The sequence below is a fragment of the Anaerococcus vaginimassiliensis genome (genome assembly GCF_900626155.1).
GTDB lineage: Bacteria > Bacillota > Clostridia > Tissierellales > Peptoniphilaceae > Anaerococcus > Anaerococcus vaginimassiliensis.
This window is the reverse complement of record NZ_LR130844.1, coordinates 1407410-1429750: the sequence shown is the minus strand read 5'-3', so window position 1 is coordinate 1429750 and position 22341 is coordinate 1407410. Positions and strand designations below refer to the sequence as shown.

Sequence of the window (22341 nt, the reverse complement as noted above, 5' to 3'; positions counted from 1 at the left end):
TTACCTCTTTACAACCCAAAACGAATTTGTGCCTTTATCTTCTAGCAAGATCTCCTTTAACTTCACTAATTCAAGTAAAGCCAGAAATGTTGCAATACATTCATTTTTAGACTTTATTCTACTTGTTATATTTTTCAAATCCAAACTTTTAGTAAAATTAAGAGTCTTTCTAATTTTTTCTATATATTCATTTACATCTTCTTGTTTTAAACTACGAACTATTGGCTTATTATTTCTTTTCTCAAGATTTTTAATTAACTTTTTAAATTCAGTTGTTAAGATATTTATATCTTTTTCTATAGTAACTTCTTCTTCTATCTCGAATTGACTAAGATCTTCTTGATATTTACAATATATTTTCCTAGCCTCTTCTTCCATAAGTTTAAAATCATCTTCAACAGATTTTATTTTCTTATAAGCTAGTAGGTATGATATAAATTCTTCTTCCAAATCATCTGAGTCTTCCTTAGGTAAAAGCCTATTTGCTTTTATATTCAAAAGTATTGAAGCTATATATATGAATTCAGATAGATTATCAATATCTCCGAGCTTATTGATTTCGTTTAGATAAGAATTTGTTATTTCTTCAATATTTATATCATATATATCTATTTTCTTTTTTTCTATTAACTTTAATAGCAAATCAAAAGGGCCTGTAAAGGCCTCTAGTTCGATATTTAAATCATTACTTCTCATTTTTTAACTTCATAGCATACAAGATTGCAATTATGCTTTTAGCATCTGTAAGCTCACCGTTTTCAATCATATTGTATAAGTCGTCAAGTTCATATAAGCGAGCTTCTACGTTCTCGTCCTCATCTTGTTCGAGTTCCGATTTCACTAGATTTTTTGCAAGGAAAAATGACAACTTGTCATTTGTAAAACCTGGTGAAGCGTGCATATCAAAAAGGTAAGAAATTTCTTCAGGATAAAAGCCAACTTCTTCTTGCAATTCTCGTTTTGCTGTTTCAATTGGAAGTTCATTTGATTCAACCAGTCCTGCTGGAATTTCAAGTGTAACTTTATCAATTGCTTTCCTATATTGCTTGACCATCCACAACTTGTCATCTTCATCAAAAGCAATTATACCAACGCCTTTTTGATGATCAACTATTTCTCTTTTAGAGTATTTTTTGTTAACTAGTTCAACAGTATCTACTCTTAGTTTCAATATTTTACCATCGTAAATAGTATCAGATTTTATAGATTTCTCGTAAAACTTATCTTCTGTCATTTCTTAAATCCTCCGCCATTTCTAACATTTCTCTTGCTGATTGCTCCGTAGTTGAAGTAATATCCACTCCACCTATCATCCTAGCTATTTCATTAACTCGACTTAATTCACTTAAATCTTCAGTTGTACTTATAGTTAAATCATCTATATCCTCTTTTTTAATGAGTATATGATTATTCGCAAGAGATGCAATCTGTGGCAAGTGGCTAATTGAAATTATTTGCCTTTTCTTTGATAAATCAAGTATTTTCTCTCCAACAACTTGTGCAGTTCTACCGCTAATACCTGTATCAATCTCATCAAATATTAATGTATCAACACTGTCTGAATCAGAAAATACTTCCTTAAATGCTAGCATTATTCTAGAAACTTCACCGCCTGATGCTGTTTTTGACAGTGACTTTAGATTATCACCTTTATTAGTCCTAATTAGAAAATCAACATCATCTTTGCCGTTAGCTTTAACTTCATTTCTTTCAGTTATGTCAATTTTAAACTTACCATTTTTTATATTTAGTTCTTTTATTGATTTATTTACTTCTTTTTCTAATAAACTTGCCTTATTTTTTCTAATATCTGTCAGTTTTTTAGAAGTTTCTAGCATCTTAGAATTAATTTTTTCAATATTTTTGTCAATATCTCTTCTTAAATCATCTATTTCGTCTAATTCTTTAATTCTTCTTGTAATCTCATCATAGTAATTTCTAATATCATCAATTGAAGAACCGTATTTTCTCTTAAGAGTGAATATAGTTTGATTTATCATATCGAGTTCATACATTCTCTCAGGATCTGATTCAAGAGATGATTCATAATAGTCAATATCACGATACAAATCATTGACTTGCTCAGATAAATCTACTAAGTTTGTATATATCAACTCTAGTTTTTCATCAACCGAAGTATATGGAGATAGCTCAGCTATTGTTTCATTTATTAGTTTGTTTATAGAAATTTGATCAAAATCACTTGCATCTAAAATCTCTTTAACTTTATTAGAAGAATTTATGATTGAAGAAATATTATTTAATTTACTATATTCTTTGTCAAGACTTTCTTCGTCTATATTAAATATATCAATCTCTTCAATTTCGTTTATTTGATAACTAATCAAATCTCTTTCTCTAGTGATTTCTTCATCTGATAAGTCAAGATTGTCATGCCTTTCAAGAAGTTCATCTTTTTTTCTATATAAATCTTTAAGTTCATTTTTAAGTTTAATAGTTTTAGAATCTTTTGTATATGAATCGACTAAATTTATATAATTTTGACTATTCATAAAATAATTGCTATCTCCTTGTCTATATATATCAACTAGAAAAGATGAAATTTCTCTTAAGGTAGAAAGATTAGCTATTCTACCGTTTATTCTAAGACTTGAAGATTTCTTTGATATAGTCCTCGTTACTATTAGTTTATCTTCTTCTGGGTATATATCCATTTTCTGAAGTTGTAGCTTTGTTGCCTCAGATACCTGAAATACTGCTTCTATAATAGTTCTATCAGAAAATTTTCCTATACTATCTTTATCAGCCCTATCCCCCAAAGCTAGATTAATAGCCTTAAGTATAAGACTCTTGCCAGACCCAGTTTCACCAGTAAGAACATTAAATCCATCTTCAAAGAAGATATGGTTTTTTTTAATTATGACGAAATTATCTATAAATAATTCAAGTAGCATTATTTGATAAGATTCCTTAAATCTTCAATGAGATCATCTATATTTTCTGACTCTCTAGGAGTGACAAATATTGTATCAATACCTGTTACAATTCCTCCAACTCTTTCTAACTTTTCGTTTGTAATATATGCTCCACATACAGTAGCACAATAAGATATTGTCTTAATAACAATAAGCTGTGAGGATTTTTCAATAGATAGTACAGACTCTTTGAATATTTTTTCCATTCTTTCAGTTAAGGTATCATATACAGTATCTACTACGGTATATTTATATTCATAATCGTCAGTTTGAACTTTTGATATCCTCAATTCTTTGATATCCCTAGATATAGTTGCTTGTGTAGCATCTACTCCGTGATCTTTCAACATATCAGAAAGTTGACTTTGAGTTTTTACATCGTTATTTTGAATAATATCTAATATTAATCTTTGTCTTGTATACTTTTTCATAGTAGCCTCTAATACTCTCTTTTAGATAGAAATTCAATTAAAAATGAAAGCATTCCATTATTATCAAATTTTTCTATTTCACTTTTACACTTTTCATTTATTTCATCAAGCCATTTTTTCGCATGGTCATAATCCATTAGACTTAAAATATTAATTTCATCACCATAATCTTCTTCTAATAGATCATCTTGTAGCTGAAAACCTAGTCCTAAATAATAGGCGTAATTTTCTAAGCTCTTAATTTCTTGATCGCTAAATCCATTTACAAGACCAGCAGCTACAGTACACGCCTTAAAGAAATCGGCGGTTTTTTTGTCATATACTTCTATGAGAAAATCTTTATCATAGTTATTTCTCCTTCTAAGGTCTAATATCTGGCCTTCTATCATCCCACTAAGACCAACTTTTTCTAAAAGGTAGACTCCAGCTCTTAGATAAGAAGGATCATTTAGAGAAACCTCCATGATTATCTTACTTGCTTCGTTTAGTAAAGCATCACCAGTTAATATACCAAGATCTTCGCCAAAATGCTTGTGTACACTTTCTTTACCTCTTCTATAATCATCATTGTCCATAGCTGGAAGATCATCATGAACTAATGAATAGGCCTGAATCATTTCTATAGCTAGAGCAAATAGAAAATCTTTTTTACTAATCTCTTTTATAGATAGTTTTCTTGTCTCTAAAAACAGTGTTGCTCGAACTCTTTTACCATCTTCCATAGAATATAACATTGCTTCTTCTATTTTAGATTCATTATTAAAATATTTAGCAATTTCTTGGTCTATTAAGTTTTTATTTTGTAAAAATATCTCTTTGTACTCTTTATTCATCACTACTTATTATTTCAACCTTAGCTTTGTAACTTTTAAGCTTATTCTTTAAATCCTTGTAAATCTCATTGGCTTGTTGATATATTTCTATGCTTTTTTCTAGATTATCTTTGTTTTCATCTAATTGTTCTAATAAATTTTCAACTTCATTAAAACTCTCTTGTAAGGATTTATCCATCTATAATTTCCGCCTTTACATCTCCATCACTAAAACCTAATATAATTTTATCTCCAACATATAAAGATTTAGCTGAGTATATATTTTTATCCCTCGCCTTAACAAATATCATGCTCTTCTTAAGATTGATAACATCATTTTGATGATCCAAATTAGATTTTATAAGCTTAAGTCGATTTTCGTTTATCGATAAACTATTTTTAATCTTTGTATCTAATTCTTTTTTGATAAAAGATAACTCCAATTCAATATTATTTAGGTTATTTAAAGGATGAAAGCTCCTTAAGTCTCTCTCTAAAAACAAAAGATTTCTTTCAAAACTATCAATTTCAGCTCCAATAATTTGTTTCATCTTATGAATTACATCATCTAAATCCTTCTCAAGATTTGCATAAGACTTTATTATATAAGAGCCAGCTTCAGTTGGTGTTTGCAAACTTAGATCACTTACCAAATCTAATAGAGTTAAATCTATCTTGTGTCCTATTGCAGATATTATAGGAGTTTTAGCATCAAATACAGCTTCAACAATGTCTCTATTATTAAAAGTTGATAAATCCTCGTTTGAACCGCCGCCTCTTGTAATAACAATTACATCTAGGTTTTTATGGTCTAAATCACATATGGCTTGCTTTATCAAATTCGAAGATTCAAGCCCCTGAACTTTCACTGGATATAGAAAAATATTTATATCATTAGGTTTTTGATTAATGACTGATATAAAATCTATGATAGCAGCTCCGTCTTTGGATGTAATTAGTCCAACTTTTTTAGGATACTTAGGTATTTCTTTTTTGTTTATTTCATCAAAATAACCTAATTTCCTAAACTCTTCTTTCATATCTAAAAATTTTTTATAATTTTCTGATATTCCAACTTCCGATACTTCTTTTGCAGAAATAATAATTCTAGAAGAGTAATTATTATAAAAAACATTTCCCTTGACATTTACATCAATCCCATCTTCAAAATCAAAGTTTATATCTTTATCTTCAAAATAGTAAATTACGCAATCAATTATTTCATTGTCTTCTTTTAAAGAAAAATATAAATGGGAATTATTGACCCTAATATTCGATAATTGCCCATTTATATATAGATTTTGAAATATAGGATCGTGTTTTATATTAGATTTAAAATACTCATTGAACTGCTTAACACTTAGTGGCTTTCTCATTTTCCATCTTTTCTAACAATTGAACCTAATATTGAATTTATTAACTTGTAATCATCTTTATCGGAATATTTTTTAGCTAAATTGACTGCTTCATTTATTGATACAGAAACAGGAACTCCTAAATAATATATTTCATTTAGACTTAGATATAAAATTGCTCTCAATACTTTAGCTAATCTTTTGCTTCTAGAATCTAAATTCTCTTCTAGTTTTTCTTCAATGCTAGAAATATTCGAAAAATATGAATTTATAGATTCTTTTACAAATTCCTCATCTGATAAACCATTTTTTTCAATTATTTTATCAATATCGTCTGTATGGCTTATCATATCTTGATAGATGAGTTTAAATACCCATTCTCTTTGCTCAACTCTATTCATTAGATATCTAAATTTAAGACATTAACATCCACTCTAGTAACAGATATTCCTGTCATATTTTCTACTACATTTTTAACATTTTCTTGTATATTTTTGACAGATTTTCTAACATTTACATCTCTATCAAAATTAACATTCAAGTTAAAATGCAAGTTGTTTCCATATTTACTTACTTTGCTTTTAGGATTTTTAGAATGGAAGCTGAAGTTTTTGGCTTGATCATCTTCAAAGTAAACACCATAAACATCACTTGCTGCTGCAACTGCTATTTGATCAAGTATTTCATCAGCAATCTTAACTGATCCATTTACAAAATTACTTGCCATTGTAGCCTCCTTAAACTAAACTCTTGATAAATAATCTCCAGTTCTTGTGTCTATTTTAATAACATCACCTTCATTTACAAATACAGGAACTTGTATTACAGCACCAGTTTCAACTGTTGCAGGTTTTGTTACGTTAGTAGCTGTATCACCTTTAATAGCAGGTTCTGTTTGTTCAACCTTAAGTTCAACGAAGTTTGGAGCCTCTATTTGGAATGGCTTTCCTTCATAGAATTTAATTTGAACCATATCATTTTCTTTGACATAAATTATAGCATCCTTAACAGATTCGTATTCAATACCGATTTGTTCGAATGTTTCTGGGTCCATAAAGTAATACAATTGGCCATCGTTGTATAAATATGTCATTTCTTTTGTGCTAATTACTGCTTGTTCAAATTTCTCATTAGGATTGAATGTAACATCCTTAGCCCCACCGTTCATTACAGATCTTATTTTTGCACGAACAAATGCTGCTCCCTTACCAGGTTTAACGTGTTGAAAATCAATTATTTGATAAACATCATTATCATATACAAAGGTTACACCTTTTCTTAAATCATTTGCTGAAATCATATATCCTCCTACGCATGTTTCTTACATTATTATACCATACCAACTTATATTTTTAAAATTATTCGCATATTTCTAAAGGTAAATATACGGACTTAATTTATTAGTGTATAATAGTATTGGTGATAATATGAAAAAATTAGCTATAATATCAGAATTCAACCCTTTTCACAACGGTCATAGGTATCTCTTGGATAAATGTAAAGAAATAACAGATGCTGACTTATTTATTAGTTTTATGAGTGGCGATTTTGTTCAACGTGGAGAAGCCTCAATACTAGATAAGTTTTCTAGAGCAGAAGTTGCTGTATTAAATGGTTTTGATCTTGTTATAGAAATGCCTTCCTATATTAGCTTGCAATCTGCTGAGTATTTTGCTTTTAAGTCCATTGAGATTCTTAATAAATTAGATATAGATTATTTGGCATTTGGTATTGAAAATATAAAAAGTGAAGATTTCAAAAAATATTCCTACGAACTAATTGATAAGAATGAAGAAGTTGAACGATTAACTGCGAAGTATCTAAAAAATAAAAATTCTTTTACAAAATCAAGGTCACATGCAATAAATGAAATTCTAGGAACAGATGAATTTATAACATCTAATAATATACTTGCTTTAGAATATTTTAGGGCAATTTCTATAATAAATCCAAATATAGAGATATTTCCTATTACTCGACGAGGATCATATAATAAAGATAGTTATTTTACAAATTCTACCTTTGCTTCTTCGACAGCTATAAGAAACAATCTGTCAGATTCAATTAAAAAATACATGCCTAATGTATCATATAAAAGCCTAGTTAAATTTTTAAGAGAAAATAACAGAAGGAATGACAATATCATCTATGATATTTTTAGATATAAATTATTAATAGAAAATAAACCAATGGAAAATACACTTTGCTTTGAACAAGGTATGGATAAATTATTTAAGAAAAATATTTTACATTCGAAAAATCACGATGAATTCCTAAGTAGATCGACCTCTTCTAGGTTTACCAAATCTAGGATCAAAAGATTGGTAGTAAATTATATATTAGATCAAAATTTAGATTTAAATAAAATAGATGTGAAATTTATAAAAGTTCTTGCCTTTAATAAAAATGGTGCTAAACTTTTTTCTGAGCTAAAAGGTAAGCTTTCAATTGTGATAAGAAAATCTGATGCCGACAATATGGATAATGAAAATCTCTTAGTTTATCAAAAAATGATTGACTCAAGTAACCTATACTCTCTAATAACTGATAGACAATTCAATACTGATTATACAAACAAAACAAAAACCTATGAGTAATCCTCATAGGTTTAATTATTATTTGCTTTCAAGTATACTTCTTCTATTCTTGTCTAATTGTTGAGCTAGTTGACTGAAGTTTTCTGTAGAAGCTTGGAAAAGTCTATCAACATAATCATAAGATTGTTGTCTTAATTTTTCTGCTTGAGCATTAGCTTCATTTATTATCCTATCTGCTTCATTTCTAGCTTCTCTAGTAATTTCATGCTCAGAAACAAGTTGTTTAAATTTATTTCTAGCTTGATCTTTTATATTATTAATTTCTGCTTCAGCTTCATTTATTCTATTCTCAGCTTCACTCTTAGCTTCTCCAATGATTCTATCTTTCTCATCAGTTACCCATTGAGCTTGCTTGATTTCTTCTGGCAAAGCATCTTTCATTTCATTTAGAAGCTCATAAATCTCATCTGGATCAACAGATACTTTTCTAGAAAAAGGAACAGATGAAGACTCATCCATTACATCTTCCATTTCATTAATCAAACTCATTAAATTTTTTTGCGCCATAACATCCCCCTAATAATTAAATTTTTCTTTAATTGCTAATTCTACGTCTTTACTTACAAAAGATGAAATATCACCATGAAACTTAGCTACTTCTCTTACGCCACTAGAACTTATGTATGAATACTTCGGATCGCTTAACAGAAAAATCGTTTCTAACCCATTCATAAGCTTTGAATTGAACATCGCAATATTTTTTTCATATTCATAGTCGGTTACTTCTCTAAGTCCTCTAGCTACAGTATAGACACCTGTTTCTTTTGCAAAATTAACTAACAGTCCATCAAAATATTTGATAACTACATTGTCTAGACCATCACGTTTTATTTGTTTTTTAATAATCTCTTTTCTTTCTTCTAAAGTGAAAACAGATTTTTTGTTTTCATTTATTAATACAGCTACAATCACTTCATCAAACATATTAGATAATCTCTTTATCATATCTATATGTCCAAGTGTTAGTGGATCGAAGCTACCTGGATATATTACCTTCATTATTTATATAAAATTTTATAATTTTCCTTCCATAAGATTTTTCTTTGATTTTTTCTAATCTTTCAATATAAGAAAAATCTAAATCCCTATCGGATTCCGTAACTATTATACCTTCTTCATTTAATAAATCATACTCAACTATCAATTCAATAGCTTGATTTAATAAATCTCCCATATAAGGTGGGTCTAAAAATATATAATCAAAACTTATATTATTATCTTTGTACTTTTTTAAAGCTTTCTTGAAATCTAGCTTAGATACTTTTATGCCATCAGAATTTATTTTTCTTAAATTTTCATTTAAGATTTGATAAGTCGAAAAGTTTCTCTCGTTAAAATAAACTAGATTTACTCCTCTAGATAAAAATTCTATCCCCATTTGACCCGTACCAGAAAACAAATCTAAAGCAACACAATTACTTTTAAGTGGGTACAACATATCAAATATTGCTTCTTTTACTTTATTATCTGTTGGCCTAGAAGTATTTTCTTTTGGTGGTTTTAGATTGAAACCCTTGTATTTGCCTGCAACTACTCTCATTAATTTAAAATCATCCTTTTTTCTTCGTTATAAAAATCTTTTATAAAATCTAAATTTACACCTTCATAATCATTAGATTTTGTTTTTTTATAAATGTAAAAAGCCTTATCAATCTCATCTTTGTTCATATTCAAATATTCAATCTTCGATAAGTTTTTTCCATGTTGAAGGTAAGATAAAATCTTGCCTCCCCCTCTAAGATCATAATCTTTTTTTGCAATTTCAAATCCATCGTTACTTTTAACTAAGATATTTAATTTATTAGATGGACTAGGATTATCAGTAATCAAATAGCAAAACGATTTGTACTCACCTCTACCAACTCTACCTCTTAGCTGATGAAGTGTTGAAAGTCCAAAATTGTTAGCCTTATATATAACCATTGTATTAGCATTACTAACATCAATTCCTACTTCTATAACTGTTGTAGCTAGTAGTATATCAATTTCCCCATCTTGAAACTTTTTTAGAATACTTTCTTTTATGTCTGGCTTTAGTTTTCCGTGAAGCATCTCAACTCTATAAGACTTAAATCTTTTTTTATATACCTTATATAAGTTTTCTAAAGAATATCTGTCATCTGAGTCAATATTGTTTGTAACAACATAAACTTGTCTACCATCATCAATATTATTTGCTATAGTTTCATATAATAAATCTTCTTTATCAGATCCAAGCAAATAAGTATCAATAGACTTCCTACCTTTAGGTAGTTCATCTATTATGGATAAATCTATAATATCTGAAATCCTCAAAGATAAGGTTCTAGGTATTGGTGTGGCAGTCATTGTAAGGTAGTTTACTCTTTCACCCTTTAAGGCAAGTAACTGCCTTTGACTAACACCAAACCTATGTTGTTCGTCATTTACTACAAATTTTAGATTTTTAAAAATTACATCTTCTTGGATAAGAGCATGAGTTCCCATCAAAATATCAATATCACCCTTTGCGAGTTTATCTTTTATCATATTTTTATCTTTGCTACTGCTCGTTAGTATTTCTGCACTTATTCCTAGTTTATTAAACAAGTCAATGCTTTTTTCGTACTGTTGAATAGCTAAAAGTTCAGTAGGGACCATCATTGCTGATTGATAACCATTCATAGAAAATATTAACATTACTATAAGAGCTACAATTGTCTTACCACTACCAACATCACCAACTAAAAGCCTATTGCAAGTATAATTAGACTCACAATCTTTTAATATCTCTTTCAAAGATGACACTTGGCTTCTAGTTAAATCAAAAGATAGATGAGATAATATATCGTTTAAGTCATATTCAAGCTTTAAATCCTGACTACTTTTAGTCATTTGCTTTAGAAACTCACATATATAGAGATCTTTTAATAAGTCTATGATTTTAATTTGACTTTTGGCTTTAGTTAAGCTATCTATTGACGTCGGACTATGAACTTCTTTGAGATTTCCCAGCCTATCATTTAGCGAAAACTCTTCTAACAAATAATCGTCCAATATATCTTCTTTGCCATCATAATACTTAAGAGATTCCGCAATGAATCCACTTAACTGTTTGTTACTTAAACCTTTAGTCAAACTATACATTGATACTATAGATCCTATTTCGTCATCTTCTAAATCACAAAAAATAGGATTTATAGCTTCATATGTTTCTGATTTTTTGCTAATCGAAGTGTAAAACTTATATATTTTTCCCTTAACAAGTTTTCTAGGAGAAAATCTATCATTGAACCAAATCAATCTTATCTTATTGGTATCTTCTCTTGCATATATATAAGATACAGATTTGCCATTTATATATTTTGTAAATAATCTGCTTACAATTTTCCACTCAAAATAGCATTTTCTATTATCAGTAACATTAGCAAGCTTTTTTAACTTACTCCTATCTTCATAAGATTTTGGATAATAATTGTAAAGATCTGATACATCAACTATACCTAGTTTTTTTAAGTCTTTGCTTTTTTTGGGACCAATACCTTTTAAAGCTGTAATCTTCATTATTCTAGTGTAATTGTATAATAGTAAACAGGTTGACCACCGTATACTAATTCACAATCTATATCTTTAAATTTTCTTTCTAATTTCTTTACAAAATCTTTCGCTTTTCTTTTTTCTACATCTTCACCATAATATACAGTTATTAGAGAAATATCTTCATCATCAATAGCCTTAGATAAAACTTTTTCTGCAGTCTTTTCTATAGATGAATCAGTTGCAACTATATCTCCATCTAATATACCTATATAGTCGTCCTTCTTGATATTAATGTTATTAACACTGGTATCTCTAATTGAAATAGAAACTTCAGCTATATGGATATCTTCGATTACTTCATTCATATTCTCGATATTACTATTAGCATCAAGATTTTCATCAAATTCTAGCAAAGCAGTAAATGCTTCTGGTATAGATCTAGTTTCAACCACAAAAACATTTTTGTCAGAAACTTCAGCTGCCTGTTTTGATGACATTATAATATTTTTGTTATTTGGGAATACTATTATATTTTCTGCATCAATTTCTTCAATTGCATTAAAAATATCTTCTGTAGAAGGATTCATAGTTTGTCCACCTGCAATAATCTTATCTATGTTCATGCTTTCCATTATTGCATTATAACCTTCACCTCTGGAAACAGCTATGAATCCGTATTTTTTACTTGGTTTTTGACCTTTTTTTGATTCATTTTCGATTTCAGGCTTCAAATTTTCAAGATTAATATTCAATATAACGCCTTCTAATAGAATCATTTGGATTATATTTTGTGGACTATCAGTCTTAAGTTCTGCTTTTAATGTATCATCTTCAAAATCTGATGAGTAGTCTTTGCACATTCTCATTAGGTTCTCATCTAAAGATTTTAAATCACTATTAGATCCAGAAAGTTCAAAACTTATTTTGTAAGTATAGGTTTCATCGTCTGAATCTGCTGATTTTGACAAGTCTATATCTCTTTCAATTTTAGAATTTAGCGCATTTAATGCTCCTCTTAATAAAAATATAAGTCCTTGACCACCTGAATCCACAACTCCAGCTTCTTTTAGAACGGGCAATTGCTTAGGTGTATTGTCAAGAGCAACTTGTCCTGCACCTATGATCTCAATTAGATAATCATCTATTTCTATATTTTCATCAAAAGCATCTTCAGCTTTTTCTGCCATCATCCTAGAGACAGTAAGTATAGTTCCCTCTGTAGGTTGCATGACTGCTTTGTAGGCAGTTTTATTTGCTGTTTGAAATATTTCCCTGATATCGGCTATTTCAATTATATCTTTGCCCTTTAATGTTTTACTCATTCCTCTTACAAGTTGAGATAAAATTACTCCTGAGTTACCTCTTGCACCCATTAGGGTTCCTTGACTTAAGGCTTTTGACACTTCTTCCACGGAAGAAATACTTGTTTTATTCACTTTATCTAAACCTGATTTTATAGTCATGTTCATGTTAGTTCCTGTATCACCATCAGGAACAGGAAAAACATTCAGTTCATTGACTAAATCCTTATTCTCATCTAAATATTCATAAGCTCCAATTATCATTTGTTGAAGTTTACTTGCATCTATACTTTTCATTTACGCTCCTACCTATTAATTCCTTGAACAAAAATATTTACATTAGAAACACGAACATTCAAAGATTTTTCAATATTATATTTTACATTTTCTATTATATTTTGACAAACCACTGGAATTCTAACCCCATATTTCAAAAATAAAGAAATATTAATGTCTATAGTTCCATTATCCAGTCTTTTAACTGTAACTCCTTTTTGCATATTATTAACTCCTAAGAGTTGATATATACCATCTTTAGCAGAAGCACTAGCAAGACCAACAACTCCATACGATTTCATAACTGTGGATACTGCAATGTTGGTTATAATAGAATCATCAATAGTTACTTTTCCTAAATTATTAACATACTTAATAGTCATAATACCTCCATTATGATTAGTAAATCTCATAGTATTTTGTTTATATTATACCATAAGCTACTTTTATATGTACCTTTATGTATATTTTTATAAGATAAATATAAAAAAACCGCCAAATAAATGGCGGTTTAAATTACTATTTTCTATTTTCCAGCTAATCTCTTATATGTTTCATATCTTTCTTTTGCAGCTTTTTCTGCTTCTGCATATAATTCATCAGCTGTTTCAGGGAATGATCTCTTAAGTGATGAGTATCTTACTTCACCTTGGATAAATTCTTGGAATGATTCTTTAGGTTCTCTAGAATCAAGTTGGAATGGATTTTTGCCCTCGTCAGCAAGTCTTGGGTCAAATCTCCATAAGTGCCAGTAACCAGCATCTACAGCTTGTTTTTCTCTGTATTGTGATTTACCCATACCAATTCTGATACCATGGTTGATACATGGCGCATAAGCAATAACTAGAGATGGTCCATTGTAGCTTTCAGCTTCTTTTAGGGCTTTAAGTGTTTGGTTTTGGTTAGCACCCATAGCTACTTGTGCACAGTATACATATCCATAAGAAGTCATCATTAGACCAAGGTCTTTCTTTCTTACCTTTTTACCAGCGGCAGCGAATTGTGCTACTGCAGATAATGGTGTAGCTTTAGAAGATTGTCCACCTGTGTTTGAGTAAACTTCTGTATCGAATACTAGGATATTGATATCTTCACCACTTGCTAGAACGTGATCAACTCCTCCGAATCCGATATCGTAGCTCCATCCGTCACCACCAAAGATCCAGATTGATTTTTTAATCATGTAATCTTTTAGTTGGAAGATTTTATCTAATAAGTCTTTTCCTTCTTCGCTATCTACAGTTTCTTCTTTTAGATTCATAATCTTAGCTGTAGCTTCTTTAGAAGTATTAACAGTTTCTTTTCCTTCTAACCAAGCCTTGAATGCTTCATTAAATGGTGTATCAAGACCAAGTTCTAAGAAGTTATTCATGTAAGTTTCAAGTAATGACTTGTTAGCATCTGCTGCAAGTTTCATACCATATCCATACTCAGCAGCATCTTCGAATAGTGAGTTACCCCAAGCTGGACCTTGTCCACATGAATTCTTTGTATAGGACATAGCTGGTGCACTTGCTCCCCAGATTGATGAACAACCAGTAGCATTTGCAATGTACATTCTATCACCAAATAATTGTGTTACAAGTTTAGCGTAAGGTGTTTCACCACAACCTGCGCATGCACCTGAGAACTCAAGTAATGGTTGTTTAAATTGGCTGCCTTTTAGAGTCATTGGATCCATAACATCTTCTTTGTATCCAACTTCTTCATGAGCGAAATACCAATTGTCTTTTTCTTTTTCTACTTGTTCTTCGAATGGTTTCATTAGAAGAGCTTTTTGTGGAGCTGGACAAACATCTGCACAGTTACCACATCCAGTACAGTCTAATGGTGATACTTGAATTCTAAATTCGTATCCTTCCATGCCTTTTCCGATAGCTTTTTTAGTATCGAAACCTTCAGGAGCATTAGCTTTTTCATCTTCTGTTACTAAGAAAGGTCTAATTACTGCGTGAGGACATACGAATGAACATTGGTTACATTGAATACAATTATCTAGTTGCCATTCTGGTACGTTAAGAGCGATTCCTCTCTTTTCGTATTGAGTTGTACCTGATTCAAAAGCACCATCTTCTCTACCAACAAATGCTGATACTGGAATATCGTCTTCTTTTTGTTCAAGCATTGGTTTTACGATTTCTCTAATGAATTCTGGAAGTTCTCTTTCTTCTTTTTGTTCATCAACAGCATCTTTCCAGCTTTCTGGAACTTCTACTTTGTGCATTGCATCAATTCCACTATCTACAGCTTTGTAGTTCATGTTTACGATGTCATCACCTTTGTGACCATAAGATTTAACTATAGAGTCTTTTAGGTATTTAACAGCATCTTCTAATGGAATTACGTTTGCAAGTTTGAAGAATGCAGATTGCATAATCATGTTTGTTCTTGAACCTAGACCAATTTCAGCTGCTAAGTGAGAAGCATCAATTGTGTAGAATTCTACATCGTGTTCAGCAATGTAACGTTTCATGTTTGCTGGTAGGTGTTCTTCTAATTCTTCATCTGTCCAAGCACAGTTTAATAAGAATTTACCACCGTCTTTAAGACCTTTAAGTAGATCATATTGATTTACATATGCAACTTTTGAACAAGACATGAAGTCAGCTTCGTCAAGTAGATATGTTGATCTAATTGGGTCTTTACCAAATCTTAAGTGAGAAACTGTTAGACCACCTGATTTCTTTGAGTCATAGTCAAAGTAACCTTGTGCATACATGTCTGTGTTATCACCAATGATTTTGATAGCTTGTTTGTTAGCACCAACAGTTCCGTCAGAACCGAATCCCCAGAATTTACATCTTGTTGTACCTTCTTGTCTAACTTTAAGGTCTGTTCTTTCAAGTGATTTGTGTGTTACATCATCATTGATTGAAACGGTAAAGTCTTCTTTTGGTTCATCTTGTGCAAGGTTAACAAATATTGCTTCGATATCAGCTGGAACTGTATCTTTTGAAGATAGTCCATATCTACCACCGATAATTAGAGGTTTTTCTTCTTGATCATAGTAAGCAGATTTAACATCTAATAGTAGTGGTTCACCGATTGAACCTTTTTCTTTAGTTCTATCAAGAACAGCAATTTTCTTAACTGTTTTTGGAATAGCTTTTAGTAAGTGTTCTTTAGAGAACGGTCTAAATAGGTGAACTTCAATCATACCTACTTTTTTGCCTTGTTCTACTAATACGTCAATTGCTTCTTCAGCTGCTTGACAAACAGAACCCATAGCAACGATGATTTCTTCTGCATCATCAGCACCATAGTAGTTGAATAATCCGTAGTTTGTACCGATTAATTCATTGATTTTGTTCATGTAGTTTTCTGTAATTCCAACGATGTCTATATAAGCATTGTTGCTTGATTCCATTCTTTGGAAGAAAATGTTCTTTTCAGCTGTACCAATTGTTTTTGGTCTTTCTGGGTTTAATGAATTGTTTTTAAATCTATCAACTGCTTCATAGTCAACAAGTGGAGCAAGATCTTTGTAATCCCAAACTTCAATTTTTTGAATTTCGTGACTTGTTCTAAATCCATCAAAGAAGTTAACAAATGGAATGCTTCCTTCGATTGCTGCTAAGTGAGCAACTGGTGATAAGTCCATTACTTCTTGAACTGATGATGATGCAAGCATTGCAAAACCTGTTTGTCTTGCTGCCATAACATCTGAGTGATCTCCGTAGATTGAAAGTGCGTGTGTAGCTAAAGTTCTTGCCGCAACGTGGAATACGCCTGGTAATCTTTCACCTGCAATTTTGTACATGTTAGGAATCATTAACAATAATCCTTGACTTGCAGTATATGTAGTAGTTAGCGCTCCTGCTGCTAGTGCTCCGTGTACAGCACCTGCTGCTCCTGCTTCGGATTGCATTTCCTTAACTTGAACTGGTCTACCGAAAATATTTTTTCTACCATTTGCAGCCCAAACATCTACTGCTTCTGGCATTGGTGATGAAGGTGTGATTGGATAGATTGTTGCAACATCTGTAAACGCATATGATACGTGAGCAGCTGCTGTGTTACCATCCATAGTCTTCATAGCTCTTTTAACTGTCATTTAAGACCTCCTATAATATTAGTAACAAATATCGTTAACACTAATTAAAGTATAAGGTTTATTTGTCGTATTGTCAAGGAATAATTGAAAGACTTTTTAACCTTATACTGCTTTTAGGTTTGTTAGATGATACTTATTGTCGTTTATATTCTATGTGATTTATGACGCGTTATTAATTAATCAAAATTTAACAATCTCTTATCAATTAATTAATAGATCACCATGGATTGTTTATCGTTATTTTACCAACCTAAGTGGTTAATGAATTCGTTTTTCTTCTACTGTGAGAATGTATCTATTCGATATCTAAATCTTCACTTATTTCTAGACCATTTGTTTGTCTAAAAATATTATCTGTCATTACCTTAGCTGCGTTGTAGCCCAGATTTTTCTCCCTTTGGTTCATCGCTGCCACTTCTACTATTAGTGCGAGATTTCTACCTGCTCTTACCGGTACTACAATATGTGGTACTTCAACGTCTAGTATCTTAATACTATGTGCATCTAGACCAAGTCTGTCGTATTCAAAATCTTCTTTCCATTGCTCAAGCTCTATAACTAGATCAATTTCTGTGCTCATTTTAACAGCTCCAGAACCATATAATCTCCTAACATTTATGATTCCAAGCCCCCTAATTTCCATATAGTGTCTAATATTTTCCGGAGATGATCCAGTTAATCTATTATTAGAAGCTATGATATCAACCATATCGTCTGCTATTAAGCGATGTCCCCTATTTACTAGATCTAAAGCAGTTTCACTTTTACCTACTGATGATTTACCCATGATTAAAACTCCGACACCAAAGACCTCCAAGAGTTCACCATGCACATTGCTTGTTGGAGCAAGTTGATATTCTAACTCATCAGATATTTTGGAAATTAATCTAGTTGATTTTAGCGGTGACCTTAATAATGTCACATCATAGTAATCACACAAATCTACTATGTCCTTGTTAATGTCTTTGTTGTAAGTAAAAATTATTGCAGGCAATTTATATGAAAGTATCCCACGAAATCTTTCATATTGCATTCTAGAGTCTAGACTTGTTAGATAAGTATATTCAACAGAACCTATTAGTTGGAGCCTTTCATGTGGAAATTTTTCCAAGTATCCTGTAAGCTGCAAACCCGGTCTATTTACTTCAGCACTTTCTAGTTCTACTTCTTCAAAATCAGATGATTTATGAACTGCCTCAAGCTTTAGTTTCTCTACAATCTTACTTAGTTTTACGGTTTTTTTATCAATTCCACTTATTATTTCTTTATCTATATGCTCACTAAAATCGTTTATATCATTTATGTCCGACATTATTTATCCTTTCAATCTAAAGTATTTATATATTTCTAAAGCTTGACTCTTGCCAACTAGTGGCACTTCCATTAACTCCTCTACACTTGCTTTTTTAATATTTGAAATTGTTTTGAAGTGGGTGTATAGATTCTTCCTAGTTTTCTTGCCTACGCCTTTTATATTATCTAACTCGCTTGTTTTCATAGTGTTTTGCATAAGTTTTCTATGGTAGTTAATCGCAAATCTATGAGCTTCTTCTTGAATTTCATATATTAATTTGTATACAGGGTCTCTTCTATTAATTGGAATTTCTTCATTATTATAGATAATTGCTCTAGTTGTATGTTTATCATCTTTTACAAGACCTGCTATTTCGATATTAAGCCCTAGTTCATTTAGTACGCCTTTAGCTATGTTAACCTGTCCTTTGCCACCGTCCATGAGTATTAAGTCAGGCAGAGAGCCAAATCCTGTTTGAGTATTACCCTTAGATTTTTCTTCTATTCCTTGTTTGAGTCTCCTAGTTAGTACTTCTTTATGTGAAGCATAATCATTTGGACCCTCTACTGTTTTTATTTTAAATTTCCTGTATTCTTTTGGCATAGGGATTCCATCTTCAAATACAACCATTGACCCGACAGAACGTACACCAGAGATGTTTGATATATCGTATGCTTCTAGTCTAAACACATCCTCCAAGCCAAGGATTTCTTTTAATTGACTTATACCTGATGATCTCTTTCTTTCTTTTTTCTCTACTCTTTTATCGTGTTTAATTCTCATGTCCAGTGCATTTCTAGCAGCCATATCTACAAGCTCTCTCTTCTTACCTATTTTTGGCTCGTGAATAGTTACTTTGGTTTTTCTCTTGTTAGTTAGAAATTCACTTATAGAATCAATATCATTAGGTAAAGTTTGTACGAGAATTTCTCTAGGAATATACAATATATCTAAATAAAATTGTTTGATAAATGATGAAATAATTTCTGAGTCCCTTTCCATAAAATCGTTCTTGATAAAATAGTGCTGCCTATCTACGATTTTTCCTTGTCTCATAAAAAATACCTGTACTACTATAGTATTCATGCCCTTACTCATGGCTATTATATCCATATCATCGCCATTAGTTTCAGTTACATTTTGTTTTTCAGATATTACTGATAATGCCCTATAATAATCTCTATATTTCGCAGCCATTTCAAAATTTAGTTTTTTGGATTCTTCACTCATCTTTTCTAGTATCCAATTAGGAATTTTATCATCCTTATTTGCCAAGAAATTCTCAACATCCTTCATATGATCCAGATATTCTTTCTCATCTTCTTTTCCTACACATGGACCTTTGCATTTTTTTATAAAATAATTTAGGCATGGTCTGTCTAAGCTTGCTCCCTTGTCAAAATTTAAGTTACAAGTTCTAAAAGGATAGTATAAATGAAATAGGTCGATTGCATCATTAACAGCATAGGCATCTGGGAATGGCCCAAAATACTTTGAGCCATCCTTTGATACCTGCCTTACTTTTTTAATCCTTGGATATTTCTCATTGCAAATTTTAATATAAGGATACTGTTTGTCATCCCTTAATACGATATTATATTTGGGTCTATTTTTTTTGATTAAATTACTCTCTAGAACTAAAGCTTCAACCTCGTTTTGAACAATAATATATTCAAAGTGGTCGATGTTGTTTACCATAGCTAAAACTTTTGCACCCTTGTTTTTACTATTGTCGAAATACTGACGGACTCTTTTCTTTAAGGAAATAGCTTTTCCTACATAGATGATTTCATCGTCAGCATTTCTCATAATATAAACACCAGGAAGCTCTGGTAGTTCTTTTAGTTTTTCTTTAATCTGTAATTTTGTCAAATTTCTTTACAACTCTCTTTCAAATAATCTAAATCTTGTCCTTGTAAATATGGACTTAGTTTTTCATAACATTCACTGTTATAATTATTTAACCAGTCAATCTCATCTCTATTGAGCAACTCTGTTTTTACTGGTCTTGTATCAATTGGTACATAAGTTAACGTTTCAAATTGATTGAATTTACCGAATTCATTTTCATAGGCTCTTGTAACATACGCTTCATTTTCTATCCTAATTCCATGCGAACCTTCAATGTATAATCCTGGCTCAATAGATGTAGTCATATTAACTATAAATCCAGTATTATCTCTTTCTGATATTCTTTGTGGACCTTCATGAACCGTCAATACAAATCCAACTCCATGGCCTGTTCCATGGAAGAAGTCTTTTCCCGCTTGCCACAATGGATATTTAGCTATTGCATCAAGCCTTTGACCACTTGTTTTATCCTTGAATTTTGCCAAGAATAATGTTAAGAATGATTTTAATACTAAGGTATAATCAGTTTTCTCAGCATCAGTTAACCTACCCAAAGCAACAGTTCTAGTAATATCTGTTGTTCCACCACTGTAATGAGCTCCTGAATCAACTAATATCATTCCTTCATCTCTAATTGTTTTTGAGCCTGTAATAGTAGGTGCGTAATGAACTATAGCTGCATTTTCCTTGTATCCTGCAATGGTTTCAAAAGAATCCTCAATATAAGATTCATCTTCTTTTCTTAAATCTTGTAATTTGTTGCTGGCTAAATATTCATTTAATGAACCTGTCTTTGCACCAACTTCTAGCCAATTAAAGAACTTAACTAAGGCAACTCCATCTTTAATGTAGGCATCCTTGATATTTTTAATCTCTGTATCAGTTTTTACTGCTTTCATACTAGTTGTAATATTTGTTCCCATTGTTACTTTCACATTTGCATTGATGCTATCATATACAGCTACATTAGTTCTCTCTAGATCTAAGTATATTCTGTTTTTACCTGGTATATTTTTTAATAACTTATAAATTGAATCATATGAATAAACTTTTACTTTATTTTCATCTAAATAATCTCTAACTTCGCCACTTAGCTTATCTACGTCTATGCATAATGAAATATCGTCTTTTGATATTAGTAGATAAGATAAAACAACCGGATTATAATCAACATCATTTCCTCTTAGATTTAGAAGATAACAAATATCCTCAGGAGCACCAATAAATGTATAATCATATCCGTTAGACTCCATGATAGCTCTAAGTCTATCAACTTTATCGCTTAAGCTCTCCCCAGTATATTTCTCATCCATCATCCAGACTTTATCATTACTTAATTCTGGTCTATCTGTCCATATTTGTGAAATATAGTCAACATCTGATATCAATATCCTTGCCCCCATATTTTCACTTAGGTTTTTATAGCCTTCTACAGAATAGGACTTGCCATCAAAAGCAATTTTACCGAACTCAGATATATTTTGATCCAAATAGTCAATTAAATCTGGTACACCTTCAACACCCATTTTCATAAGTTCAAACTCTGATGCTCTCAATTCTTTGCTAGCTTGGATGAAATACCTGCTATCTGTCCATAGTTTAGCATCATCCATAGTAACTAAAGCAGTTCCAGCTGATCCTGTAAAACCAGATATAAATTCTCTAGTCTTATAGTAATCTGCCAAGTATTCTGATTGATGAGGATCAGAAGTTGATATAATATATGCATCAATTTTTCTATCTTTCATTAACTCTCTTAACTTTTCAATTCTTTGATTGATATTCATGACAATTCTCCTTATGAAATTTATAATTCTTCTATAATACACTATACTAATTATAAATAAATTATATACTCATCTTTTGAATTATTTAATAATATTTAAAAGCATTTCTAAGTTTTTTATTAATTGATATTTCGAGTAAAACAATTATA

Annotated in this window: 21 protein-coding genes; 1 reads left to right on the top strand and 20 read right to left on the bottom strand. The window is 30.7% G+C overall.

Going from position 1 to position 22341, the window contains the following annotated elements:
* The 10 genes from E0D87_RS06970 to efp are packed head-to-tail and all read right to left on the bottom strand — an operon-like array spanning position 1 to position 6834.
* Complete coding sequence (locus E0D87_RS06970; protein WP_130819897.1) at positions 1–696, bottom strand: segregation and condensation protein A; 696 nt, start codon at positions 694–696, stop codon at positions 1–3.
* Complete coding sequence (locus E0D87_RS06965) at positions 686–1234, bottom strand: NUDIX hydrolase (RefSeq protein ID WP_130819896.1); 549 nt, start codon at positions 1232–1234, stop codon at positions 686–688. The genes E0D87_RS06970 and E0D87_RS06965 overlap by 11 nt, the downstream gene beginning before the upstream one ends.
* Positions 1221–2915 (bottom strand): DNA repair protein RecN, encoded by a 1695-nt coding sequence (recN, locus tag E0D87_RS06960; protein ID WP_130819895.1) that lies wholly within the window; start codon positions 2913–2915, stop codon positions 1221–1223. Before recN ends, E0D87_RS06965 begins: the two co-directional genes overlap by 14 nt.
* On the bottom strand, positions 2915–3367 hold the full coding sequence (locus E0D87_RS06955; RefSeq protein ID WP_130819894.1) for an arginine repressor: 453 nt from the start codon (positions 3365–3367) through the stop codon (positions 2915–2917). The genes recN and E0D87_RS06955 overlap by 1 nt, the downstream gene beginning before the upstream one ends.
* Before the next feature lie 8 nt (positions 3368–3375).
* Complete coding sequence (locus E0D87_RS06950; RefSeq protein ID WP_130819893.1) at positions 3376–4200, bottom strand: polyprenyl synthetase family protein; 825 nt, start codon at positions 4198–4200, stop codon at positions 3376–3378.
* Positions 4193–4378: an exodeoxyribonuclease VII small subunit gene (xseB, locus tag E0D87_RS06945; protein WP_004834217.1), complete on the bottom strand. Its 186-nt coding sequence runs from the start codon at positions 4376–4378 to the stop codon at positions 4193–4195. Before xseB ends, E0D87_RS06950 begins: the two co-directional genes overlap by 8 nt.
* Positions 4371–5555 carry an exodeoxyribonuclease VII large subunit gene (gene xseA / locus E0D87_RS06940; RefSeq protein WP_130819892.1) on the bottom strand — a complete coding sequence of 395 codons (1185 nt, stop codon included), beginning with the start codon at positions 5553–5555 and terminating at the stop codon, positions 4371–4373. Before xseA ends, xseB begins: the two co-directional genes overlap by 8 nt.
* Complete coding sequence (locus tag E0D87_RS06935) at positions 5552–5935, bottom strand: transcription antitermination factor NusB (protein WP_130819891.1); 384 nt, start codon at positions 5933–5935, stop codon at positions 5552–5554. The genes xseA and E0D87_RS06935 overlap by 4 nt, the downstream gene beginning before the upstream one ends.
* Positions 5935–6261 carry an Asp23/Gls24 family envelope stress response protein gene (locus E0D87_RS06930; RefSeq protein ID WP_130819890.1) on the bottom strand — a complete coding sequence of 109 codons (327 nt, stop codon included), beginning with the start codon at positions 6259–6261 and terminating at the stop codon, positions 5935–5937. Before E0D87_RS06930 ends, E0D87_RS06935 begins: the two co-directional genes overlap by 1 nt.
* Positions 6262–6276: 15 nt before the next feature.
* Positions 6277–6834, bottom strand: coding sequence for an elongation factor P (efp, locus tag E0D87_RS06925; RefSeq protein ID WP_004834440.1), 558 nt, complete (start codon positions 6832–6834; stop codon positions 6277–6279).
* A gap of 127 nt (positions 6835–6961) precedes the next feature.
* Between efp and E0D87_RS06920 the strand changes: the two genes are divergently transcribed.
* The gene (locus tag E0D87_RS06920; protein ID WP_004834505.1) at positions 6962–8131 is read left to right on the top strand and encodes a nucleotidyltransferase family protein; all 1170 of its coding nucleotides are present in this window, start codon (positions 6962–6964) and stop codon (positions 8129–8131) included.
* 18 nt (positions 8132–8149) lie between these two features.
* Here the strand turns inward: E0D87_RS06920 and E0D87_RS06915 are convergent, their stop codons facing one another.
* From E0D87_RS06915 to E0D87_RS06870, 10 genes are all read right to left on the bottom strand, one after another.
* Positions 8150–8638 (bottom strand): ATP synthase subunit B family protein, encoded by a 489-nt coding sequence (locus tag E0D87_RS06915; protein WP_004834616.1) that lies wholly within the window; start codon positions 8636–8638, stop codon positions 8150–8152.
* Positions 8639–8647: 9 nt separating this feature from the next.
* Positions 8648–9130: a pantetheine-phosphate adenylyltransferase gene (coaD, locus tag E0D87_RS06910; protein ID WP_130819889.1), complete on the bottom strand. Its 483-nt coding sequence runs from the start codon at positions 9128–9130 to the stop codon at positions 8648–8650.
* Positions 9108–9671: a 16S rRNA (guanine(966)-N(2))-methyltransferase RsmD gene (gene rsmD, locus E0D87_RS06905; RefSeq protein ID WP_130819888.1), complete on the bottom strand. Its 564-nt coding sequence runs from the start codon at positions 9669–9671 to the stop codon at positions 9108–9110. The genes coaD and rsmD overlap by 23 nt, the downstream gene beginning before the upstream one ends.
* Positions 9671–11653, bottom strand: a complete 1983-nt coding sequence (locus E0D87_RS06900) for an ATP-dependent DNA helicase RecG (protein WP_130819887.1) — start codon at positions 11651–11653, stop codon at positions 9671–9673. The genes rsmD and E0D87_RS06900 overlap by 1 nt, the downstream gene beginning before the upstream one ends.
* On the bottom strand, positions 11653–13227 hold the full coding sequence (locus E0D87_RS06895; protein ID WP_130819886.1) for a DAK2 domain-containing protein: 1575 nt from the start codon (positions 13225–13227) through the stop codon (positions 11653–11655). Before E0D87_RS06895 ends, E0D87_RS06900 begins: the two co-directional genes overlap by 1 nt.
* 8 nt (positions 13228–13235) lie before the next feature.
* The gene (locus tag E0D87_RS06890; protein WP_004834183.1) at positions 13236–13589 is read right to left on the bottom strand and encodes an Asp23/Gls24 family envelope stress response protein; all 354 of its coding nucleotides are present in this window, start codon (positions 13587–13589) and stop codon (positions 13236–13238) included.
* Positions 13590–13732: 143 nt separating this feature from the next.
* The gene (nifJ, locus tag E0D87_RS06885) at positions 13733–17260 is read right to left on the bottom strand and encodes a pyruvate:ferredoxin (flavodoxin) oxidoreductase (RefSeq protein WP_130819885.1); all 3528 of its coding nucleotides are present in this window, start codon (positions 17258–17260) and stop codon (positions 13733–13735) included.
* 295 nt (positions 17261–17555) lie between these two features.
* Positions 17556–18572: an HPr(Ser) kinase/phosphatase gene (gene hprK / locus E0D87_RS06880; protein WP_004834299.1), complete on the bottom strand. Its 1017-nt coding sequence runs from the start codon at positions 18570–18572 to the stop codon at positions 17556–17558.
* Positions 18573–18575: 3 nt separating this feature from the next.
* Positions 18576–20426: an excinuclease ABC subunit UvrC gene (uvrC, locus tag E0D87_RS06875; protein ID WP_004834362.1), complete on the bottom strand. Its 1851-nt coding sequence runs from the start codon at positions 20424–20426 to the stop codon at positions 18576–18578.
* Positions 20423–22192: an aminopeptidase P family protein gene (locus E0D87_RS06870; protein ID WP_130819884.1), complete on the bottom strand. Its 1770-nt coding sequence runs from the start codon at positions 22190–22192 to the stop codon at positions 20423–20425. The genes uvrC and E0D87_RS06870 overlap by 4 nt, the downstream gene beginning before the upstream one ends.
* Positions 22193–22341 lie beyond the last annotated feature (149 nt).